13 protein-coding genes and 1 pseudogene are annotated in these 16775 nt (G+C 73.8%); 7 read left to right on the top strand and 7 right to left on the bottom strand.

Annotation, left to right across the window (positions count from 1 at the left end; genetic code table 11):
* Positions 1–205: 205 nt before the first annotated feature.
* From metG to IE225_RS09995, 5 genes and pseudogenes are all read right to left on the bottom strand, one after another.
* Positions 206–1825, bottom strand: coding sequence for a methionine--tRNA ligase (metG, locus tag IE225_RS10010; protein ID WP_190057030.1), 1620 nt, complete (start codon positions 1823–1825; stop codon positions 206–208).
* A gap of 126 nt (positions 1826–1951) precedes the next feature.
* The gene (locus IE225_RS10005) at positions 1952–3517 is read right to left on the bottom strand and encodes a VWA domain-containing protein (RefSeq protein WP_190057029.1); all 1566 of its coding nucleotides are present in this window, start codon (positions 3515–3517) and stop codon (positions 1952–1954) included.
* Positions 3518–3662: 145 nt separating this feature from the next.
* Positions 3663–4204 (bottom strand): annotated as a pseudogene (locus IE225_RS33030) (endonuclease/exonuclease/phosphatase family protein); the annotation flags it as partial.
* Between the two features lie 251 nt (positions 4205–4455).
* Positions 4456–5364, bottom strand: coding sequence for a hypothetical protein (locus tag IE225_RS10000; RefSeq protein WP_190057125.1), 909 nt, complete (start codon positions 5362–5364; stop codon positions 4456–4458).
* A gap of 309 nt (positions 5365–5673) precedes the next feature.
* Positions 5674–6123: a hypothetical protein gene (locus IE225_RS09995; protein WP_229879373.1), complete on the bottom strand. Its 450-nt coding sequence runs from the start codon at positions 6121–6123 to the stop codon at positions 5674–5676.
* A 364-nt stretch (positions 6124–6487) separates the two neighbouring features.
* Between IE225_RS09995 and IE225_RS09990 the strand changes: the two genes are divergently transcribed.
* The 5 genes from IE225_RS09990 (at position 6488) to IE225_RS09970 (ending at position 12363) form a co-directional block, all read left to right on the top strand.
* Positions 6488–7579, top strand: a complete 1092-nt coding sequence (locus IE225_RS09990) for a hypothetical protein (RefSeq protein WP_190057028.1) — start codon at positions 6488–6490, stop codon at positions 7577–7579.
* Positions 7580–7937: 358 nt separating this feature from the next.
* Positions 7938–8351, top strand: coding sequence for a VOC family protein (locus IE225_RS09985; RefSeq protein ID WP_229879402.1), 414 nt, complete (start codon positions 7938–7940; stop codon positions 8349–8351).
* Positions 8352–8718: 367 nt separating this feature from the next.
* The gene (locus IE225_RS09980; protein ID WP_190057122.1) at positions 8719–10062 is read left to right on the top strand and encodes a helix-turn-helix domain-containing protein; all 1344 of its coding nucleotides are present in this window, start codon (positions 8719–8721) and stop codon (positions 10060–10062) included.
* Between the two features lie 1086 nt (positions 10063–11148).
* Complete coding sequence (locus IE225_RS09975; protein WP_373303155.1) at positions 11149–11961, top strand: GAF and ANTAR domain-containing protein; 813 nt, start codon at positions 11149–11151, stop codon at positions 11959–11961.
* Positions 11962–12078: 117 nt separating this feature from the next.
* Positions 12079–12363, top strand: coding sequence for a hypothetical protein (locus IE225_RS09970; RefSeq protein ID WP_190057027.1), 285 nt, complete (start codon positions 12079–12081; stop codon positions 12361–12363).
* An 89-nt stretch (positions 12364–12452) separates the two neighbouring features.
* Here the strand turns inward: IE225_RS09970 and IE225_RS09965 are convergent, their stop codons facing one another.
* Positions 12453–13538, bottom strand: a complete 1086-nt coding sequence (locus IE225_RS09965; RefSeq protein WP_229879371.1) for an acyltransferase family protein — start codon at positions 13536–13538, stop codon at positions 12453–12455.
* Positions 13539–14373: 835 nt separating this feature from the next.
* Here IE225_RS09965 and IE225_RS09960 point away from each other — a divergent pair.
* On the top strand, positions 14374–15141 hold the full coding sequence (locus tag IE225_RS09960; RefSeq protein ID WP_190057025.1) for a hypothetical protein: 768 nt from the start codon (positions 14374–14376) through the stop codon (positions 15139–15141).
* A gap of 158 nt (positions 15142–15299) precedes the next feature.
* Here the strand turns inward: IE225_RS09960 and IE225_RS09955 are convergent, their stop codons facing one another.
* Positions 15300–15641, bottom strand: coding sequence for a MerR family transcriptional regulator (locus IE225_RS09955; protein WP_190057024.1), 342 nt, complete (start codon positions 15639–15641; stop codon positions 15300–15302).
* A gap of 412 nt (positions 15642–16053) precedes the next feature.
* On the opposite strand from IE225_RS09955, the gene IE225_RS09950 reads away from it, so the two are divergent.
* Positions 16054–16746 carry a DUF4142 domain-containing protein gene (locus tag IE225_RS09950; RefSeq protein WP_190057120.1) on the top strand — a complete coding sequence of 231 codons (693 nt, stop codon included), beginning with the start codon at positions 16054–16056 and terminating at the stop codon, positions 16744–16746.
* Positions 16747–16775 lie beyond the last annotated feature (29 nt).

The following is a 16775-nucleotide window of genomic DNA, read 5'->3' as shown; positions in this document are numbered from 1 at the left end:
GCGGTACGGCAGGGGCGGGTGCTGGGATGGGCGCTGTGGGCAGGGCTGGGGCGGCCACCGAGGACGGCCGGGACGGGCGCTGGGGCGGGTGTCGGGAAGGGCGCCGGGGCGGGGTGTCGGGGACGGGCGAGGCCCGCGACCTGCCCCTTGAGGGGTGCCCCTTGAGGGGGTGTGTCGCGGGCCTCGTCGTGGGCGGCCGTGGCCGCTACGCGTTCGGCTTCTCCTCCAGGCGCGGGAAGAGAACCGCGCCCTTGGTGATCGTCGAGCCGGCCGGGAGGCGGCCCCAGTCGGCGGCGTCCTGGACGCGCTGGTCGGCCAGGGCGCCGAGGGCGGCCTCGGCGCCGAGGGAGTCCCAGAGCTTCTGGGAGGTCTCCGGCATCACCGGGTTGAGCAGGACGGCCACGGCGCGCAGGGACTCGGCGGCCGTGTAGAGGATGGTCGCCAGGCGGGCGCGGCCCTCCTCGGAGTCGTCCTTGGCGACCTTCCACGGCTCCTGCTCGGTGAGGTAGCCGTTGACCTGCTTGATGAAGTCGAAGACGGCGAGGATGCCGCCCTGGAAGTCCAGCTCGTCGCCGATGCGGCGGTCCGCCTCCGCGACGGTCTTGGCCAGGCCCTCCTGGATCGCCTTCTCCGCCTCGCCGGCCGCCGTGGCCTGCGGCAGGGTGCCGCCGAAGTACTTGCCGACCATGGCCGCCACGCGGGAGGCGAGGTTGCCGTAGTCGTTGGCGAGCTCGCTGGTGTAGCGGGCGGAGAAGTCCTCCCAGGAGAAGGAGCCGTCCTGCCCGAAGGCGATCGCGCGCAGGAAGTACCAGCGGTAGGCGTCCACACCGAAGTGCGAAGTGAGGTCCTGCGGCTTGATGCCGGTCAGGTTGGACTTGCTCATCTTCTCGCCGCCGACCATCAGCCAGCCGTTCGCGGCGATCTTCTTCGGCAGCGGCAGGCCCTGCGCCATCAGCATCGCCGGCCAGATCACCGCGTGGAAGCGGAGGATGTCCTTGCCGACGAGGTGCACGTCGGCCGGGAAGGTCGCCTCGAACTTCTCCGGATTCTCGTTGTAGCCGACCGCCGTGGCGTAGTTCAGCAGCGCGTCCACCCAGACGTAGATCACGTGCTGGGGGTCCCACGGGATCGGGATGCCCCAGTCGAAGGTCGAGCGGGAGATGGACAGGTCCTGCAGGCCCTGCCGGACGAAGTTCACGACCTCGTTGCGCGCCGACTCCGGCTGGATGAAGTCCGGGTTGGCCTCGTAGTGGGCGAGCAGCTTGTCGGTGTACTCGCTCAGCTTGAAGAAGTAGTTCTCCTCGCTGAGGATCTCCACCGGCTTCTTGTGGACCGGGCACAGCTTCTGCCCGGCGAACTCGCCCTCGCCGTCCAGCAGCTCGCCGGGGAGCTTGTACTCCTCGCAGCCCACGCAGTACGGGCCCTCGTAGCCGCCCTTGTAGATCTCGCCCTTGTCGTACAGGTCCTGCACGAACTCCTGGACGCGGTCGGTGTGCCGCTGCTGCGTGGTGCGGATGAAGTCGTCGTTGGCGATCTCCAGGTGCTCCCAGAGGGGGCGCCAGGACTCGGTGACGAGTTTGTCGCACCACTCCTGGGGGGTGACCCCGTTGGCCTCGGCGGTGCGCATGATCTTCTGACCGTGCTCGTCCGTGCCGGTGAGGTACCACACCTTCTCACCGCGCTGGCGGTGCCAGCGCGTGAGCACGTCCCCTGCGACGGTCGTGTAGGCGTGGCCCAGGTGAGGAGCGTCGTTGACGTAGTAGATGGGGGTGGTGACGTAGAACGCCTTGCCACCCTGCTGCTTCTCGGATCCAGTGGCCGCCATGCTGGAATCCTACTGGCCCGGTGAAGATCGACTCACATGCGTTTCGCGGGGTGGAAGCGGCGGTGGGGGCGCCGCCGGGAGCCACCGTCGGGAGCCGCCGCCGGGTCAGGCGCCGGGTCCGCCGGGTCAGGCGCCGGCGGGGCGCCAGGCGGCCAGGACGCCCTCGTAGACCTCCTTGTCGGTCAGCTCGCGCGGGGTGGGACCCGCGTGGAAGAACGACGCGTTGTCCGTCTTCAGCTTGCGCAGGTAGTCGAACGCCTTGTTGTCGTGCTCGCCGAAGGCCACGAAGGAGAAGAAGACCTCCGGGTGCTCGCGCGCCGCGTCGGTGAGGGCCTGGGTCGCCGGGGTCTTGGCGTCCGGGGCGCCGTCCGTCTGGAAGATCACCAGGGCGGGCGAGCCGGGCGCGGTCCTGCGCTGCTCGTCGAGTACGGCCGCCACGGCCGCGTGGTAGCTGGTACGGCCCATGCGGCCCAGGGACGCGTGCAGCTCGTCGATTTTGTTCTCGTGGTCGGCGAGGGTCAGTTCGCCGGTGCCGTCCACCTCCGTGGAGAAGAACGTGACGTGGACCTTCGCCTCCGGGTCCAGGTGCGCGGCGAGGGCGAGCGCCTGCTCGCCGAGGGCCTGCGCGGAGCCGTCCTTGTAGTACGGACGCATCGACGCCGAGCGGTCCAGGACCAGGTGGACGGTGGCGCGGGCACCGGTCAGCCCGTACTTCTTCAGGGCGGCGCCGGCCGCCCGGTAGGCGGTGGCCAGGCCGGGGGCACGGTTCTTGACGCGGGCGAGGGTGACGGCGGGGGTCTGCGTGCGGGCGGACGCGGGAGCGGAGGACTCGGGCCGGGGGCTCGACTCCTCGTCCTCGGGCTTGGACTCGTCGGACGGGGGCTGCTCGGCGGTCGGTTCCTCGGCGGTCGGTTCTTCGGCGGCCGGTTCCTCGGGCTTGGGCTCCTCGACGGGCTTGGGCTCCTCGGCCGCCGACTCCTTGGCCGTAGGTTCCTCGGTCTTCGGTTCCTCAACCGTCGGCTCTTCGGGCTTGGGTTGTTCGGCGGTGGGTTCCTGAGCCGCCGGTTCCTCGGCCGTGGGCTGCTCGGTCTTCGGTTCCTCAGCCTTCGGCTCTTCGGCCTTCGGCTCTTCGGCGGTCGGTTCCTGGGCTTCCGGTTCCTCGGCCGTGGGCTGCTCGGCCGTCGGTTCTTCGGCGGTCGGCTGCTCGGGCTTGGGTTCTTCGGCCGTGGGCTGCTCGGGCTCCGGCTCCTCGACCTTGGGCTCTTCAGCCTTGGCTTCCTCGGCTGGCGCTGCCTCCACCGACGGCTTCGTCTCCGGCGCGGGCTCCTTCGTCTCCGGCGCGGGCTCCGGCTTCGCCTCCGTCTCCGGTTCCGGTTCCGGCGTCGAGGGGCGGGTCGGCTTCGAGACCGCCACCTTGTCGAAGGCGGCGGCGACGAGCTCGTGCTCCTCCCCGGCCGACGGAGCGCGGGGCGTGCGCTCCTCGGTCACGGGCGCCGGCTTCCGTACCTCCGCGACCGGTGCCGGCTCGGTGGACGCCGGCTCGGTGGGCGTCGGCTCCGGCACCGTCTCCTGCACCGGTGCCGTCTCCTGTGCGGGGATGTGCTGTGGCTCCGGCGCGACGCTGTCCGCCTCGGTGGCGCGTCGCTTGCGCGAGCGGCCGAAAGCGTTCCGCAGGCGAGTGAGAAGGCCCATGTGCGCACCCTTTCGCATCAGGTGAAGCCGTCGATCCCTGGCCAGGACGGACACGTAAGGTTAGCGGCCTCGTGGGGCGGGGCAAGGCATGGGCCGAGGGGCGGACGCCGCCCGGTGTCAACACCGCCTCCGCGTGGGCCGGTCGGCGTCGTGTGGACAGCGTCACGTCCACGACCGGCGCCCGGTGGTTCGTGCCGGCCAGGCGCGGGAAACGGGCGTCGGCCGCCGTGAAGTCGCGGCTGAGCAGTACGTGGTCGATCCGGGCGCCGAAGAGCGGTGTGGTGCGGGCGGGGCAGGTCGGGGTACGGGCGGGGCCCGCGAGCAGGGCGGCGTCGCGCAGGCCGACGGTGAGGACGCGGCGGAAGGCGGCGTTGTCCTGGGAGGGGTTGAGGTCGTCGGCCGGGACGGTGGGTGTGGCGTGGTGCGCGGCGGCGAAGGCGCGCAGCCGGTCCGGCTCACGGCGCCACAGGCCGACCTGGCCCGGCAGCGGGGGCATCGGGTGGGCAAGGTGCAGCCGTGTACGGCCCGCCCGTGCACGTCGGCCGCCGCGCCGGGCATGCCCCTCGTGCCGGGGAGCGTGTACGTGCCCCGCAGGGGGAACCGGCTGAGGATCACCGACCCGTGGGAGCCGCCCGCCGCGACCGTCCGCCGGTGGGGGTGGGCGGTGCCGCACGCCTGCCGCAGCGACGTCCGCCAGGCGTGCGCTCCGGCGCCCGTGCCGCCGCTCGCCGGGAGCGGAGCGCGGCGGGGGCGTCGTCGGGCGCATGGAGATCGACGGTGGTTCTACGGGGACCGCGGCGGCGAGGGACGGGCCCGGGCCGGACGGGGAGGCGCGGTGTTCCCGCTCTCCTGGGCTTCCGGGTGGTTCAGGCGGGTGGGTCTCTCCCGGGCTCCCGGGTGGTTCAGGCGGGTGGGTCTCTCCCGGGCTCCCGGGTGGTTCAGGCCCGGGCGCGGGACGGTTGCGGGGCCGGGGCCGGGGCGGAGGCGGGCGGCGACGCGGTGGCGCGGTGGCGGCGCAGGAGGGGGACGAGCCAGGAGGTGAGGGCGACCGTCAGGCCGAGGGCGAGCAGGACCCAGGAGACGGTGCGCACGGTGGCGGTGAGGGCGTCGTAGGCGGCGGCCGCCGCGGGGGCGGGGATCTCCGCGGGCAGGCCGTCCAGGGAGAGGCGGCGGCCCACGGCGAGGGCGCCGGTCAGCAGGGCGCCGCCGAGGGCGGTGCCCAGCGCGGTGGCGATGAGGGCGCGGCGGCGGCAGGCGGCGAGCGTGATGCCGGCGGCGGCGAAGGCGGTGGCCGCGACGGGCAGCCAGAAACCGGCGACTTCCAGCACGTGGAAAACCTTTCTGAGGCGGGCCACGTCCTCGCCGGGGAGCAGCGTGATACGGGTGTGCTCGACCGGGATGCGGGCGGCCAGCGGTATGTGGTCCTCGGTGAGGCGGTCCTTGACCTGGGCGGTGACCGGCGCGAGGTCGACGGTCACGGTGCCGGCGCCCTCGTCGCGCAGCGCGTGCAGGACGGCGTCGTGGGCGGCCCGGTTGCCGGCGTCCCACGCGGCGCGGAAGGCGTCGGTGGCGGTGAAGGAACGCACCGCGGCGTGGACGAACGGGGCCACCGCCCGCCGCCGCGGTCCGGACACGAGGTCCGCGCGGGCGTCGATCTCCCGCAGGATGCCCGCGCCCACCGTGTCCGCGACGGCGTCGCGCACGTCCGGGTCTCCGGCCAGCGGCGCCATCGTGGCGACGTACCGGCCGGTGTCGGCCAGCCCGTACCGCGCCCAGGCCGCGAGCGTGCCGAACGGCACGAGGAGGCAGGACAGGGCGATCAGGGCGGCCGACAGGACGCCGCGCAGACGGTGGCGTCGGCGCCGCCGTGCGGGCGGGCCGGGCGGGCCGGGCGGGCTGGGCGGACGGGACGCGGGGGACACGCCTCCAGGCAAGGACCCGGGGGCCGGACGCGCCAGCCGGGCAACTCCGGTCGGGTGGAGCCGGGGAGCGCTCGGGTGGACCGCGGGCCGGTGGGTCGGGGGGCCGGGGGACCGCGGTGCCGGGCGGATCAGGGGACCGCGAGGGCAGGTGACCTCAAGGCCGGGGACCGCGAGGGCAGGGGGCTGCGGTGCCGGGGGCCGCGAGGACAGAGGGCCGCGGTGCCGGGCGGACCGTCAGCCGATGCGGTGGCCCTCCGCGTCCTCGTGCGTGTAGTACCAGTAGAACAGCGCCAGGCCGACGAACGCGGCGACGGCCAGTGCCATGGCCACCGTGCGCAGGACGGTGTGGCCGCTCTGGTTGTAGAGGAAGCCGAACGCGACCCCGGTGAAGGCGAACCACAGCAGGGCGCGCGGCTCGCGCTTCAGGCGCGGGGCGAGAGCCCGTACGGCCGCGTAGAGCGCCACGAAGACGACGGCGGTGACGAAGCCGAACAGCACGTTCCAGCCGGTGATCGGGCCGCCGGAGCGCCGGTTGGCCGCGGCCCAGTAGCCGTAGACAAGCCCGGCGGCGACGGGTGGCGCCCACCTCGCCATCAGGTGTGCGGACGTGTCGCGGAAGCCGGACGCCCGGGATTCCCCGCGGGGCAGGCGGGGCCTGCGGGACGCGGGTGCGGCGTGAGCCATGACAGCTCTCCTCTCTCCTCGCCTCCGCCTTCCAGGGCACACCGGCACGGGGCGTGTGGCAAGTGGGCGGGAGGAAGTCCGCGGAAAGTCCGCGAGTGCGTGTTTCGTGGGGGCGCGCGGAAGGCACCGCACCTGCCGCGCCGGCGACCTCGACCTACCGTGTCGGCGATCTCGACCTGCCGCGCCGGCGACCCCGACCCGCCCCATCGGCCACCCCTGCCCGCCGCACCGACCGGTCGCGCCGCCGTCCGCGGACGCGCCACCGTGGAGGGATGTTCACGGCTCCGGCGCCCGCGTGCGCGGCGGCAGCGGTTACCGTGCTGCCGTAAGCGATCGGCCAGGAGGCAAGCAGGAAGGGGGGACGGTGCCCGGTACCGTGCTGCTGCTCGCGGCGGCGCCCGTGGGCAGGGGGCGTCTGGTGGACGCCGCGTCCGTGCTGCCCGTCCTCGCGGCCGTGCCGCCCGCCGTACTGGCCGGGACGGACACCGCGACGGTCGTCGAACTCGCCGACCCGCTGGAGCCGCAGGCCGTGCTGACCCGGCTGCGGGCCGCCGCGGCGGCACCCGGCCCGCTCACCGTGTTCGTCGCCGGGCAGCTTCACCTCGACCGCCGCCAGCGGCTGCCGCATCTGGCGCTGGCCCGCACCACGCCCGCCACGGTCCGCTACACCGGCGTGCCCTGGCACTGGTTCCGCGAGGAGCTGCGGCTGCGGCCGGCCGGCACGACGGCCCTCGTCGTCGACCTGCACACGGACGCCGAGACCTGGGAGGAGCTGCGCGTCCACCCGCTCGACTGCGGGCGCACGACCGCCGTCTACGGCCGGGTCGCGCCGCCGCCGGGGCGCCGCACGGTGGCCGGGCCGACGTACCTGCGGGCCGTGGCGACCATCCTGCGCAGCGGGTGGCGGCCGCCGCTGGATCAGCTGCACCAGCAGGCCCTGGCGCGGATCGCCGCCGAGGCGCCCGGCCCCGGCCTGGTGCTCACCGCGCCGGCCGCGCCCCCGGCCGACCCGCACGCCGCGATCACCGCCGCCGTCGAGGCCGGGCGGCACACCGACGCCGACCTGCTCGCCGCCCAGTGGGAACGCGCCGCGGCGGCCGCGCACGGGCCCGCCTCCGAGGACGCCCTGCACTGGGCGGAGGTCCGCGCCGATCTCGCGATGCTCGCCGGGGACCCGGTGCGCAGCTGCCGCGCCTGGCTCGCGGTGGCCGCCGCCCGGCTCGCCGCCGGCCAGGCGCCCGACGCGCCGGCGGTCGAGACGGCCGTCGACCGCGCCCACCACCAGTGGAGCCGTATCACCGCCCCCGCCCCGATACGCGAACTCGGCTCGGTCCTGAGCGAGTTGCGGCTCCGGGTGCCGGGCCGCCGGGCGGGCGCCCTGGAGGACGTGCGGCGACGGCTGGCGCTGCTGGAGAAGCGGCTGGAGAAGCAGTCCCTGCAGACGACGCGGGCGTGACAGCGTGGCGGGAACAGGAAGGAGCCGCGCCGGGGAAGGCACCGGGGAAGGAACGCGCCGGTGAGGAGGCCGGAAAGAGGGCCGGGGAGGCACGGGACCGCCCCCCTTCGCGCGGCCGGAAAGCGGCGGTGACGTGGCACGGGGAGATCGTTGGGCTGGCGTACGGCATCGCGTGCCGGTCACCGGCCGGGTGAGGCATGGAGGTGCCGGGAGATGCCCCCGGAGGCATTCCTTGTCCGCAGAGTTCCAGAAGTCCCAAGAGCTGCAAGAGCCACAAGAGCATCAAAGGCATCAAGAGCCCCAAGAGCAGCGAAAGCCCCACGAGTTCGCCCGTTCCCGCGTCGAGCTCAACCACACGATCGTCGCCTCCCGCGACAACCGGGAGTCCGCCGAGTTCCTGGCCGAGCTGCTGGATCTGGAGATCGCCGGTGAGTGGGGGCCGTTCGTCGCGGTCCGGCTCGCCAACGGAGTCACCCTGGACTTCGCCACCGCACCCGAGGAGCACATCGCCACCCAGCACTACGCCTTCCTCGTCTCCGACGACGTCTTCGACGCCGCCTACGCCCGCATCCGGGAGCGCGGCCTCGAGCACTGGGCCGACCCGTACCGGCAGCAGCCCGGCACCATCAACCGCAACGACGGCGGCCGCGGCGTGTACTTCCTCGACCCCTCGGGCCACGCCCTGGAACTGATCACCGTCCCCTACGGCGGCTGGCCGGAGCAGCCGGAGCAGCCGAAGGAGCCGGAGCGGTCGGAGCGGCCGGAGGATTAGGAGGATCAGTCCGCCGTCCGCACCGCCTGGTGCGCGACCCGCGGGGCCGGCGGGTGGTCCGCCGCCTTCGCCGGCCCCGCGTTGGCGGCCAGGACCAGGGTGGCGGTGGCGATCACGGCTGCGGCGAACCCCCTGACGTAACGCGCTGATGTGCGTCCGGGCACGGCGACCTCGCAACGGCGGCGAAACGGGCGGCGGAAAGAGCAGTGGAAACAGCGGTGGAAAAGGCGGCGCCTGGCCGGTGTCAAGCGCTGGTCACGAGAAGTGCATTAAACCGGCTTAACGCCCTGTTTAACATGCCGCTTAACCTAGGCTCTCTCACGACCCAACGGCAAGGGGGCCTGGGGGAGTTGAGGGGTTGGCCGACATGGTGGAGCGGGACGAGCCGGAGGTCATCGGCCGCCGGGTGCAGCGGTTGCGCCGCGAACGCGGGCTGACGCAGCGGCAGTTGGCGGAGCCGTCGTACACCTCGGCGTACATCTCCACGCTGGAGGCGGGCCGGGTGCGGCCCTCCGACGACGCGCTGCGCCACCTCGCCGAGCGGCTCGGCGTCGACTTCGAGGAGCTGGCGACGGGCCGCCCGGCCCGCCTGGCCACCGCGCTGCGGCTGCGGCTCACCGAGGCGCGGCGCACGCTGGCCACCGGCCGCGCGCAGGAGGCGGCCGGGCAGTACGCGGAGCTGCTCGACGAGGCCGAACGGCACGGGCTGACCGAGGAACGGGCGGCGGCGCTGCTCGGGCTCGGGGAGTGCGCCGTGGAGACCGGCGAGCTGCGGGCGGCACGGGAGCGGTTCGAGGAGGCCGAGCGGCTCCTCGCCGGCGCCCCGCTGCCCGCCCGCGTCCCCGCCCTGCGCGGCCGGGCCGTCACCCACTACCTCGCCGGTGAACTCCGTTACGCCGTCTACCTGCTGGAGACGGCCATCGACGAGCTCAACCGCAGCGGCCTGCACGACCCCGACGCGCTGCTGCTGCTCTACGCCGGCATCATCGGCCCCTACATGGACATGGGCGCGCACGCCCGCGCCGCCCAGGCCGCCGAGTTCGCGCTCGCCCTCGCTCCGCAGGCGGGCGACCCGGCCCTGGTCGCCCGCATGCACCGCTCCGTCGCCCGCACCCTGCTCGCCGAGGGCCGGATCGCCGAGGCCGACGCCTCGCTGGCCAAGGCGGCCGAGCTGTACCGCACCCTGCAACTGCGGACCGAACTCGCCAACTGCCACTGGATGCGCGGCTACGTCTGCGCCCAGAACGGCGAACTGGAGCGCGCGGAGAGCGAGCTGCGCCAGGCGCTGACCATGCTGGCCGAGCGGCGGGCCGCCCTCTACAGCAGCCAGGTCACCGTCGAACTCGCCGATGTCCTGCACCGACGGGGCAGGTCGGAGGAGGCCTCCCGGCTGCTGCGCGAGGTGCTCGGCGAGCTGTCCTCCGAGCGCGGCGCCGTGCACGCGGCCGCCGCCCACCGCCTGCTCGGCATCATCGCCGAGGACGCCGGCGACACCGAGGCCGCCGAGGAGCACTACGTGCGCGCCCTCAGCCTCCTGGAGCGGGCCGGTGCCGCCGGCGACCTCGCCGACCTGTGCCGCCTCCTGGGCGACCTGCTGCGCCGCACCGGCCGGGTGGAGGCCGCCCTGGACGCCTACCGCACGGGACTGGGCCACCGTACGGCCCCGGGGACGACGACCCTCGGACCGGCACCCGCCCAGCCCCTGCTGTGACCGTCCAGCCCCTGCTGTGACCGCGAGAAGCACCGAACGGGGCCGGTGCGGCCACCGGTCACCGGTCACCGGTCGCCTTGGGCGGCGGGCTGGTCCGGTGGGCCGGGGCAGTGGGCCGGGGCGGCGGGCTGGTCCGGTGGGCCGACCGGGCGGACCGGCCCGGTGGGCGGGGACCGCGGATCGGGACCGCGGATCGGGACCGCGGATCGGGACCGCGGATCGGGACCGCGGATCGGGACCGCGGATCGGGACCGCGGATCGGGACCGCGGATCGGGACCGCGGATCGGGACCGCGGATCGAGGCGGGCGGCCGCCGTCCGGCTGACGGGGCGGCGGCCACCCGCCAGAGGGCGCACGGCTTGCGTCGTGGACCCTCGGGGAGTCCCCGAACCCCGCTCGGGACGGCGGGAGACGCCCCGGTCGGCGGCGCGGGGCAGGGGACGGGCTCGGGAGACGGCGGACCGGGAGGCTGGTCGAGGACTCGGTTGCGGGAGGGGCCGGAGGTACGGGTGGGGGGTGAGCCGGTCCGGGTCGGTCACACGAGCGGCCACGGGTACGGAGCCGCCAGGGGCGACCGCGGTGCCGTCTCGTGGCCTGCGTCATATCAGAAGGTAGCGACCCGGACGCACACTGTGAAGCCCACCCCAGAAATCCACAGTCAGTGGCCGGATCCGGTACGACGACGGCGGGCACCCGGCGCCGGGCCGCCCACGAGCCCCGCCCCTTCCCGCGCCGCCCGCGGACCCGGCGCCCTTCCCGCGCCGCCCGCGGACCCGGTGCCCTTCCCACGCCGCCCGCGGACCCGGCGCCCTCCCCGCACCGCCCGCGGACCTGATGCCCTCCCCACGCCGCCCGCGGACCCGGCGCCCTCCCCGCGCCGGTGCGCGAACGGGCCGCCGTCCTCGCCCGACGGTGGCGGAAGCGGCGGGAGTTGGTCCACGACGCCGGTTTTCCCCCGCCCGGCGCGGGTAGTCGACAGGCCCTTCCCCCGCCGTCAGGCGCAGCCCGGGGGCGGAGGTGCGCGTACGTGTGGAGGCCCGGGCGCGGGCGGCGGGATCCGCGCCCGATGCGAAGGAGGCGGTGGCCGTGCGGCCCAGGGACCACGCCGAGGGCGCCCCGGGCGAGGACGGTCGGGCCGGTCGCCGGGACGGCAACCCCCCGTCCTGTTCCGGCACCGGGCCGTCGGGCGGCGCGGAATCCGGCGGGACCGACGCCGCCGAGGTGATCGCCGAGGCGGTGCGGGACGTGCCGCCGGCCGAGGTGCCGCGCCGGCTGTGCGGCGTCGCGGTCAGACTGCTGCCGCTGCGGGGGGCGAGCGTGTCGCTGCGCGCCGAGGGCATGCCCGTACAGCTCGGCGCCAGCGACGCCACGGCCGCCCGCCTGGGCGAGGTGCAGGCCACCCTGGGCGACGGGCCGTGCCTGCACGCCGCCGCGATCGGCGCCCCGGTGCTCGCCACCGACCTGGCGGACGGCCCGGAGGCGCGGCGCTGGCCGGTGTTCGCCCAGCAGGCGGCGGAGGCCGGGGTGCAGGCGGTGTACTCCTTCCCGCTGGGCAACGACGCGGTGTGCGTGGGCACCCTCGACCTGTACAGCGCCGAGCCCCGGGTGCTGAGCCCGCCCGAACTGCGCACCGCGCACCTCGTGGCCGGCGTCATGACCCTCGCCCTCATGGCCCTGCCGCACGCCGGGGACGACGAGGAGGAGACGTCCTGGCTGAGCGCTCTGGCCGCCGACCACGACGAGGTCCAGCAGGCCATCGGAATGATCATGGCCCAGCTCGGGATCGACGCGGACGAGGCGCTGGCCCGGCTGCGCGCCCACGCCTTCGCCCGCGGCCGTACCGCCCTCGACGTGGCGCACGAGGTGATCACGCAGCGGAAGAGGTTCGACCGCGACTGATCCGACGTCCGCGCCGCCGTTCCCCGGCCTTCCTGCCGCCGCTCCCCGGCTCCCGAACCGCCTTTTTCTGAGCTGCAGTTGAGCCGGAACCGGTTCCTCCATCCATACGATCACCGCATGGACACTATGGGCCTACTGGTCGTCGTCGGACTCCTGGTCGCGGGCTGTGCCGCGCTGGAGACCCGCCTCTCGCGCGTCGACCGCCGCATCGCCCGCGTCGAGCGCAGGCTCGACGTGCTCCTCTCCCACCTCGGCGTGCCCGACCAGGACCAGGACCCGGACCTGGAGCGGGTGCGCGACCTGGTCCGCGCCGACCGGCGCGTCGAGGCGATCAAGGCCTACCGGGAGGCGACCGGCGCCGGCCTGAGGGAGGCCAAGGAGGCCGTCGACCGCCTCGGCTGAGCGCCGCACAGGTCTACCGGTGGTGGCAGCAGGGGTGGGCTTCCTTCACGTCTGCCTCGCATATGACGTAGACGTACAGGCCGGCGTCGTCATCCGGGGAGGCCGGCCCCAGTGCGCCGGCGACCGCGCGGCAGGGCTTCGATCAGGGACCTCCCAAAGACCCTGCTCCATGACCTGTTCCGCTTGAAGGGCAGCTCAAAGATCTTGGCGAAGAGCCATGCCCCGAATACCGAGGTCGGCAGGGCCACTACAAGCGTGAACCAGAACACGGGCAGGCCTGGTGAGAAAAAGAGGGGCGCTACGCGGCGAATCACTGTCATGACGATGGGGAGATGGATCAGGTAAAGGCTGTATGAGAAGCTGCCGAGGCTTTGAAGGGGGCGCGCGGTCAGGAGTCGCACAAGGAGGGCGGGTCTGCCGGTGGCGACCGCGGCGAGCAGCATCGACATGGCAGGAGCGATGGCGAGATCTATCCAGAAATAGTGTTTCACCGTCCAAACAGAACCTTGCGCGACGCCGAGAGCCAGGACCGGCAGGGCGGCCAGGACGGCGAACCATCCCCAGGGCAGGCGTTGAACTCTGTCCGAAGCGGTGACGACCGCGGCGCCCACCAGGCCTGCGACGAACACGGGAGCGAGGTGGGGAGTGAGCCAGTTGTCGCCTTCCACGGGAGAAGCGTTCGCTGCCGTCAAGCCGCGGGCGATCACCGGAATCGTCACGCACGCCACCAGGACCGTCGCGCCCATGCGTCGCCGAACAAAAAGGAGAAGGGGGAAGAGGAGATAAAGTTCCACTTCCACTCCGATCGACCAGAACGCGCCGTTCGGTGTAGGGGCGGTGAACATGTCCTGAGCGACGAGGCCGTACACCAGGATTGTCATGTCGGTAGGTGGCCCGGAGTGCGAAGCCGGCACGATTGACCAGGAAATGATCAGACTCATGGTCAACGCTGCCCAATACGGAGGCAGAATGCGCCAGGCGCGACGGCGCAGAAACCGACCGACGCCGCCCGACCGCCAGCCGTGACGGGCCGGAGAGATCGCCAGGGAGAAGCCGGACAGCACCAGAAAGAAGACGACGGCCAGGCGCCCGAACATGAGGCCCTCCAGCCACGGAGGCGCCGAGCTGTCGGGGTATCCCGGGAAGGTGTACAGCCAGCAGTGGAACAGGACCACATATAAAGCCGCCAGGCCGCGGAGACCCTCCAGGCCCACCAGTTGCCGCCGGTCTTGTGCACCGCTCGCCCGCGTCTCCTGTGCCCCACCGGAGCGGCCAAGTCGAGAGAAATGCTGACCGGATGACTCGAATCCACTGAAATCGCTCGACCCTTTCTCTGGGCGCCGCGTTCGCCGCACGCCGCCGCCTCGGCAGGCGCTGCACCATGCGACCTGCGGCATGCGAGTGCCCGCCCACCCGTTTCCCTGACGGTACGGCGGGCGGCACGGTGCCACCCGCCGCGACTGGTACGTGGCATTCGGCTCAGGAGCTCACCAGATGGGCCGACATGGTTCTCATCCGGCCAAGGTGGCTGGACCTGCGCTCATGCGGGCATCTGGGCATATCCCTCCCTCTCGGTGACCCGACCAGGCGGTAAGGGGCCAAAGCCCGGGGCGGCGGAGGGCAACCTCAAGATCAAGCCGAAAGCACGCCGTTGAGGCGGGGCGATCCGCAGCCGCATTGGCCGCTTCCTCCGCGGCAGATTCGCCGGGCACTCCTTCGACGTCCACGTCCACGTCCGCGTCCATGCCCACGTTCACGCCCACGCCCGCGTCCCGTCCCACATCCACCGGCCGCTCACCCGGACGGGCGGGCGCGGGTGGTGGAGGCCGGGCGGCGGTGGTGGCGTGGGAGGCGGTCGCCGTCGTCCGCGGCGGCGTGACGTGCGACCCGCCCCCTGTCCGCGTCGGCTCGCCGTCACGGGCGATCCGTGACCCGTCGGCTCGGCCGATCCGACCGGTCCGCGACCCGTCGCCCCGATCGATCCGGTCGACCCGTCCGTCTGGAGGTTCGATGTCCCGCTCCCCGGCCCATGTCCTCGCCGCCCGCGTCTGCGCCCTCGGGGCGCTGCTGGCCGTCGCGGCCTGTGCGGGAGCGGTGCCGCGGGCGGACGGGACCGGGCCGTCGCGGTCCTCGCGCCCGGCGGGATCGCGGACCTCGGCGCCCGCGCCGACGGAGGCGCAGGTGCGGGCCGCGCTGCTCACCGAGGCGGACCTGGGGCCGCCGTGGAGGCCGACGGAGGGGGCCGCGACCTGGCGGGACGGGATGCTGAAGGCCACCGCCGACCAGCCGGACTGCGCCCGCCTCCTGGACGCGTTGTACGCGGACGAGTTGCTGGGCGGGCCCGCGGGCATCGAGGCGGCGACGGGCTTCGACGACGCCGACGACACGGCGCAGCTGCGCCAGCGGGTGCTGGTGCGCGGCGCCGGGGAGGTGGACCGGACGCTGGCCTGGCTGCGGACGCTGCCGCGGACGTGCGGGCGGTTCGCGGCGACCGGGCCGCAGGGCCGGCCGCAGGACGTCCGGGTCGCCGGCGCCGACCTGCCCGGGACCCTCGGCGACGCCCGCCAGGGCCTGCACGTCGTCATCACCACCGTGACCTCCGACGGCACCCCGGTCACCCTCACCCTCGACACGGCCGCCGTCCGGGTCGGCGACACCGCCGTCACCGTCACCACCGGCGGCCTCGGCGCCGTACCCCCCGACATCACCCGTCGCGCCGCCGAACGTGCCGTCCAGCGCCTGGCGGAACCGTACGAGGCACCCCGGACCGGCATCTGAGCCCCACCCCCGGCGAACCCCCGGACAGTCGGACAGCCCTGGCCGGTTCCGGACGGTCCGGTCGGCCCTGGCCGGTTCCGGACGGCCCGGCCGGTCCGGTCAGTCCTGGTCGACCCGATCGGTCCTGGGGTCGGTCTTGGTCAGGCCGGTCAGGCCGGTCAGGCCGGTCGGTCCTGAGGCCGGTCCTGGTCGGTCCGCGGTTCCCGCTCGCCGCGGGCCGCCGCGAGGTCGCCCTCCAGCACCTCCACCCGGTCCCGCAGCGCCAGCACCTGCCGCACCCCGGCCAGCGACACCCCTTCCGCGACGAGGGCGGCGGCCTCGGCGACGCGGTCGATCTCGCGCCGCGAGTAGCGCCGCTGGCCCCCGGCCGAACGCTTCGGCACCACCACGCCCTGCGCGTCCAGCCGGCGCAGGAACGCGATGCGCACGTCCAGCATCTCCGCGACCTGCCCGATCGTGTACAGGGCGGCGTCGGGATCGTCGATGGAGAGGGAACTCATCGTTGCCTCGCAACCGAACCTTCGACCTCCTCCTCACAGTACAGATTTCCTGCCCGGCCAAGAACAGGTCGGACAGGCCGGACAGACCGGAGGCCGCCCGGGACGGGGTCGGGCGCCGCCCGGGACGGGGGTCAGGCGCGGTCCAGGCCGGGGGTCGGGCGCGGTCAGGGCCAGGGGCCGGCCGGGGGTCGGGCGGGGGTCGGGCACGGTCCGGGAGGGTGATCGGATACCGTCCGGGAGGGCGGCCGGGCACCGTTCAGGAAGGTGTGATCCAGCACCCTCCGGAACGGCGATTGAGCATTAGGGCCCCGGCTTACGTATGGCAAGGCGTCCGAACCGCCCGTGGGCGGTGATCCACGACCGGGCAGGAGGCACGGTGCGCTTTTCGCGGAACGCGACGGGAACTCTCTTCGTGGGCGGGGCGCTGACTCTGACCATCGCCGCACTCGCCTATCCGAGCATGCTCGGCGTGTCCACCGTCTCCAGCTCCCCCGACCGCATCATCGCGCAGACCCAGTGGGGGCCGCTGACGGAGGGCGACCGGGACTTCGTGGTCAAGGTGCGCGCGGCCGGGCTGTGGGAGTACCCGGTGGGCCAGATGGGGCTGCAGAAGGGCACCACGCCGGAGGTCAAGACGGCGAGCGCGCACCTCATCGACGGGCATGCGGCGCTGGACACCACCTGCCGCAAGATCGCGCCCATGCTCGGCATCACGCTGCCCAACAAGGCCAGCCCCCAGCAGCAGGGCTTCGTCAACCAGTTGGCCGCGGACAGCGGCAAGAAGTTCGACACCGACTTCGCCAACATCCTGCGCATGACGCACGGGTCGATCTTCAACGCGATCGCGAAGATCCGCTCCACGACGAAGAACAGGCTGGTCCGGGTGCTCGCCGAACAGGCCAACGCCACCGTGCTGGACCACATGACGGTCATGGAGAAGACCGGTCTGGTCGACTTCGACCAGACCATCTTCCAGCAGACGACTCCGCCGAAGCTGCCCAAGACCGACCTCACCCCGCCGCCGCCGGCCGCGGGCGAGCCGGAGGTGGTCCTCACCCCGCCGCCGACCAGCACCACGACCCCGCCGGCGATCCCGGCGAAGTGACCCCGCGGGACGTGGTCCCGGCGGCGAAG

The organism is Streptomyces echinoruber (genome assembly GCF_014651135.1).
GTDB classification, from domain to species: Bacteria; Actinomycetota; Actinomycetes; order Streptomycetales; family Streptomycetaceae; genus Streptomyces; species Streptomyces echinoruber.
The sequence above is the reverse complement of the archived record's forward strand: the minus strand, read 5'-3'. Positions and strand labels throughout refer to the sequence as shown.

Bases quoted from the DNA above. Each gene is read 5' to 3' on its own strand.
- metG (WP_190057030.1), bottom strand. From the start codon at position 1,825: ATGGCGGCCACTGGATCCGAGAAGCAGCAGGGTGGCAAGGCGTTCTAC.
- IE225_RS10005 (WP_190057029.1), bottom strand. From the start codon at position 3,517: ATGGGCCTTCTCACTCGCCTGCGGAACGCTTTCGGCCGCTCGCGCAAG.
- IE225_RS09995 (WP_229879373.1), bottom strand. From the start codon at position 6,123: ATGGCTCACGCCGCACCCGCGTCCCGCAGGCCCCGCCTGCCCCGCGGG.
- IE225_RS09980 (WP_190057122.1), top strand. From the start codon at position 8,719: ATGGTGGAGCGGGACGAGCCGGAGGTCATCGGCCGCCGGGTGCAGCGG.
- IE225_RS09970 (WP_190057027.1), top strand. From the start codon at position 12,079: ATGGACACTATGGGCCTACTGGTCGTCGTCGGACTCCTGGTCGCGGGC.
- IE225_RS09960 (WP_190057025.1), top strand. From the start codon at position 14,374: ATGTCCCGCTCCCCGGCCCATGTCCTCGCCGCCCGCGTCTGCGCCCTC.
- IE225_RS09955 (WP_190057024.1), bottom strand. From the start codon at position 15,641: ATGAGTTCCCTCTCCATCGACGATCCCGACGCCGCCCTGTACACGATC.